This is a genomic window from Paenibacillus sp. LBL, from assembly GCF_029893715.1.
In the GTDB taxonomy this organism is placed as follows: domain Bacteria; phylum Bacillota; class Bacilli; order Paenibacillales; family Paenibacillaceae; genus Paenibacillus_AQ; species Paenibacillus_AQ glucanolyticus.
Genome location: NZ_JARXYU010000040.1, coordinates 1 through 5,232, shown reverse-complemented (window position 1 = coordinate 5,232; position 5,232 = coordinate 1). Strand labels below are relative to the sequence as shown.

Annotated in this window: 4 protein-coding genes; all 4 read left to right on the top strand. The window is 39.7% G+C overall.

All coding sequences use genetic code 11. The features are described 5' to 3' along the window. Positions 1-41: 41 nt before the first annotated feature. Positions 42-1,106 (top strand): hypothetical protein, encoded by a 1,065-nt coding sequence (locus M2277_RS31525; RefSeq protein WP_280756422.1) that lies wholly within the window; start codon positions 42-44, stop codon positions 1,104-1,106. A gap of 77 nt (positions 1,107-1,183) precedes the next feature. Further along, positions 1,184-1,696: a hypothetical protein gene (locus M2277_RS31520; RefSeq protein WP_280756421.1), complete on the top strand. Its 513-nt coding sequence runs from the start codon at positions 1,184-1,186 to the stop codon at positions 1,694-1,696. Positions 1,697-1,760: 64 nt separating this feature from the next. After that, a complete protein-coding gene (locus M2277_RS31515; protein WP_280756420.1) occupies positions 1,761-2,675 on the top strand; it encodes a stalk domain-containing protein in 915 nt (304 codons plus the stop codon). Positions 2,676-2,695: 20 nt separating this feature from the next. Then, a complete protein-coding gene (locus M2277_RS31510) occupies positions 2,696-5,173 on the top strand; it encodes a DUF5704 domain-containing protein (RefSeq protein ID WP_280756419.1) in 2,478 nt (825 codons plus the stop codon). Positions 5,174-5,232 lie beyond the last annotated feature (59 nt).

The window sequence follows — 5,232 nt, the reverse complement described above, 5'->3', positions numbered from 1 at the left end:
CTATTGATATAAAAATCTAAAAAGATGGAGCGCCGTGTGCGATGAAAGTCGCACGCACGGTGCGGAGAAGGGGAAAAGGCGGTGATCGTATCAAATCCTTACCTATTTCTATTAACTTTGTTATGGCATTTGTTATTATTCTTTTGCCCTTTCATTACTTGAATAATTATAAAGTGAATACTCAGAGGCTTACTAATAATCTTGAATTAAGATATAACGCTGCAGTTGATACAGCAGTAAGAGATGCTGCAGATTCTTTAAAATTCAACGTAGATCAAAATAAGGAAGTCCAGTATCAATCTCGAAAGAAAGTGAATGTTAATGTGAGTGCAGGTATAGAAAGCTTTTGGAATACCTTGTACTTAAACTTTGAGGCACAAAATGACTCCGTTATGCAAGGGGTATTGAAAAATTATGTGCCGGCGATAGTTATAATTGGATATGACGGTTACCACATGTACACTATGGACCGATATAAAAATAAAAGTAATGAGACAGAAGTTAAGCATTTACTTCAACCTAAGAAACCCTATGCTTACGTAGATCAATATCAAAATTCCTTGTCATTCACGCTTGATGATTTTGTTACGGTATACGAGAGAACCACTGATACATGGCATTATGGAAAAAGATCGGAGTTGGCAGTACAAATCCCTTCTGTCCCGCTCCTGCAAGATGAAACGACATTTAATTCAGTTAGAATGACCACTATCGTAAATACTATCCAAGAGGATCTACAATATCAAATAAATTACTATAATGAGCATGCGAAGCGTTATGGGATATCTTATACATTTACTTTACCAACAATAAGCCAGGAAGATTGGAACAACACGGTTGATGACGTTGGGGTATTAGCGTTTGTTCAAGGAGTACCAATGGGAAACACAACGTATAATCATTACGCATTAGGTGGAAGTAGACTGATCAAAAGTCATCCGGTAAAAGGAGCTATAAATAAGCAAACCGGGTTGAAGTATTACTTCAGGAGCCAATGTGAAGGTTACTCTTCTGCCTACGAAATACAAGAGACATTCGGAACTGAAAAGGAAGCTGCATTATCTGGATATATTCCGTTATCATGCCAAAATCGAATCAATCCTTGAAAGATTTAATGATAAGCTCCATATTGATTGATTTAGTCAATATGTATGGTAAAATATAGTTATAAGGGGGTGATAATTTGCTTTACATTATGAGAGTTAAGTTACTCACAAATGATGATCAATTTAGGCAGTTAGAAGAAACAATGAGACTCTTTAACGAAGTATGTAATTTCATCAGTATAATTGCTTTTAAGACTAAAACGACCACAAATAAAATAAACTTGCAAAAAGAGTGTTACTACGAGGTGCGCGAGAAATATCAAATAGCCTCACAATTAGTGGTTCGGGCAATAAGTAAAGTTGTCCAGGCATATAAAAAAGTAAATTTGCATGAACTAACATTTCCTTCAGATGATGTAGTTATTTTTGATAATAAGTTACTTGCTCTCAAATGGGGAGATAGAGTTTCGATTACAACTAATTGTGGACGTTTGGAGTTACCCTTTATGGTAAGAGAATACAGAACGGAAATTTACGGCAACAGGGTAAGAAAGATGGCTGATCTAATATTGGAGGAAGATAGTTTTTATCTTGACATAACCATAGATTTACCCAGAGATGAAACTCATTCAATACCGATTAATTCGTAAATGGGTTGGTCTCCATACGATATTCTTACAAGAAATGTATTAATTATTAAAGGGAGAGGATTAAATGAAAGGCTATCTCAAATGCTTACTTGCTACAGCCGTTTTAACAGGATCAATTTTCGGTTTGTCTGGTAATACGGTCGTTGAGGCCGCGAATGGAGAAGGTGGGCCAAAACTTGCTGTATTAGTTGATGGACGTAAAGTAAAGTTTAAAGGTGGTGATCCCGTTTCAGAAAAAGGTCGGGTTCAGGTACCGTTACGTGGCATTGGTGAAGCTCTCAATGCAAAGATTGGATTTTCAGGCAAAACTGTTACCTATAAAAAAGATGGGAAATCCATTGTTCTTACATTAGGAAGCAAAAGTGCTGAAGTAAACGGCAAGAAAGTCACAATGGATACTCCTGCTAAAGCTGTAAAAGGACGTACTTATGTGCCATTGCGTTTTGTAAGTGAGAATCTTGGTGTACCAGTAAATTGGGATCAAGTTGGGAATTGGGTTTGGATTGGATCGAAGGAAGTTCCGGATATAGAAGATGTTCCGGCGGTGAAGAAATATGGACTAACCAAATCTTACACTGATCTGTATGGCAAGGACACATTCTTGCTTGATGGGAAGAAGGACGTCCGCGTTTTTACAATCGATGATCTACCTTTGAAAATCGATGGATTTGTTGTCTACGATATTTGGAAAGAAACGAATGCATCCAATAATTATCCATATCTACAAGCTCGGTTTACTTCAGGTGCTATTTCAGTAGTCTACTTACAAAAAGGATTTCCAGCTCGATATAGAAGCCAAGCAAATCCCGAACGGGCTGCAGATAAAACCTACATTAAATCTTATACAACGTGGTCAGACACGGATGAAATTAACGGTGGAGATAAAACTTGGAGATCATTTAGGATTGAAAATGCAGACTATATCGCACTTAATATGTCAGGTAATTCACTAACACTTATGATTAACCCATTTAAGTAGTTGTGATGAGTAGAAGAAATATGAGAAAAAATAAAAAAATCGTTCTCTTAACTCTGATTATGACACTAATGTTTCAAACGTTTAATACAGCTTTTGCTGGAGTTTTACCGACGACGCCCAAACCTTCTGATCCAGATAATACTCACCTTTTCGTTGGACTGTTCTATCACGATATTTGGAGAGATTCTGCAGGAAACTGGACGTCTGATGGAGCACCCGGTGACACTAAACCAATATCTTTTCCATACAGTTTTGACTTCCCAAACCGAAAAATAAAAAAAGTTAAGGTTACTAAGTTTGATGTAAATATGACCGATCCTAATGGGGATATATTGTATTATAACTCTAGATACAAACAGGAAACATGGGATTTTAGAGTTCCGAATGTTGCTAGATCTTATACTGTAATAGATCCAGATCAAGTAAATAAGGTTGTCGGTTATGGAACAGATTCAGTTACTTTTCCTGTTGAAATGAACGCTACATTGTCTGCACCTAGGGCTGAGGATATTACTAAACCAGGAATGGGCGGATTGATACTAGGCGTTCGATATTACTTTCCCGTACTTATTACCATCGAGCTTGAACCTGAAGGTGGCGAGGCAATAATTCGACACTATACCACAAAAGGAAAGGCAATGAATGGCATCCCAGGATTTACCGATCGTACGGAGGTACTTACAGTAGGGAAATCACATCCGTTCCTACATACGCCTGGCACAGCAGATTACGTGTACAAGGGTTTTAAAGTAAGCGACTCTGGACCACCGTCCGGAGGGAATATAGAGTCGGGTGACCCATCTCCATTGCGCTACGACGGATCTTATCCCAAATATTACGTTTACTACTACTATGAGGAAGTAGACAAACCAGGGCCTGACCCTCCGAAGGCTTCCTGTACGCCACCGGCACCGGGAACAAAGCTTAATGGTCGGTACATGGATCCCGTGGTAACTGCTAAGATACTTGCCGATCAAAGAGGGAATGAAATGTTTGATGTTCTACAGGGGATACCGACATCCGAAAGCCTCTATGGAAACATTTTAGCCCGGAACTATTTATTCCAGAACACCTTTGTCCAAATGTCGGGAACATGTACCTTTGAAGTGAACGTGGAGAAGACATGGACTCTACGATGGGATCCAAAGAAACCAGGGCCCAATGGACCAGACGGTAAACCGACCGAGGTTCCGGATCCACAACAAGATGAAGAGGTTGTTACTCAGAGATATACCGTAGTGCGGCCGTATTCTTATTGGGTAATCGATAACCTAGAAGTGTATAAAATCAATCAAGGTATTTTAAGAAATTATGCCTTACCAGGTGAGCAGATTACAATTACTCCGCAAGGGTATCAGGCGCCGCAGTTTACAACAAACGCGTCTGGAGCATATTATCCGCCATCACCACCAGATCCTATTGTGGCACCAGCTGGATCTTACGGGGGCAGTCAATTTACAAGTAGACCATCTCCACCGAGTGAGAATCTACAAAGCGTTGCCGAAAATGGCGTGAAGAAGGTTGAGGTAACCAATGATTCATTAGTATTTAATGGCGCCACAATCATGAATCCTGCTCGGACATCAGAGACGGGACCGAGACCTGGAAATATACCAGCACCGACTCAAATCGATGAAAACGTCCTATATAAGCCCAACAACATGATCAGCTCAAGCAAGGTCAATCGCGCTAATACAACGAGTGCCGGCACCATATTTTATGGATTGCTACCTGGCAACATAAACGGTGGAAGCGATATGGAATTTTCGATTCACCAGATCAACACTGTAACAGTTCATACACCAGTGGTGAATTACTCATCAGTTACTGATGATCAAGAGCACAATCAGAAAACGAATCCGAATTATAACCGAGCTGCCTTTATCTTAGACAGACCGTTCAAGGTGCGAATACCGACAAATGGGCAGCATGTGAATTATCCTGGTTACGGAAATAGGGATTACGCTAAGTATTTCCGGACCAAACAAGTCAGATTCCCGTTTGATACTTACAATGGAAGTAGAACAGTTTTTTACCCGAAGAATACCTGGATCGATATACCGGTTAACCAGTTAGATACTGAATTTTTCTTGCCTGTTTGGGTGGATGAAGGTGATTATACTGTATCTTTTAGAAATATCGCTGAAAATGCACCTCCTGATTTTACGTACCAACCAGATGCTAATACTGATCTAGCACACCATGTTGCAATTGACGAAGCATCTGTAGAGGTTATTGGTAGGATATATGATTTTCATATTACAGATATTGCCGATTTTAATTGGGAGAATGTGTTCAGATGGCAAGAAGGCAACCCTGAGTCTACTGGTTTGTCGTATTGGGTTGGTCTAAATGGAATTGATGGAGCTCCACGAGGGAATGTAAGTCCATTTACGCTGCCAATTCGAAGAGGAAGTCACCCGGTTCAGGGATACAAAAACGTAGCGATTAAGACGGGGTATCATTTCAGTGCGACACGTTACTCTATAAGTGCCTAATGGTATGAAAAGAGTGGGTTCTTATCAAATAAAAAGAATAACAACTGATTATTCGAAGG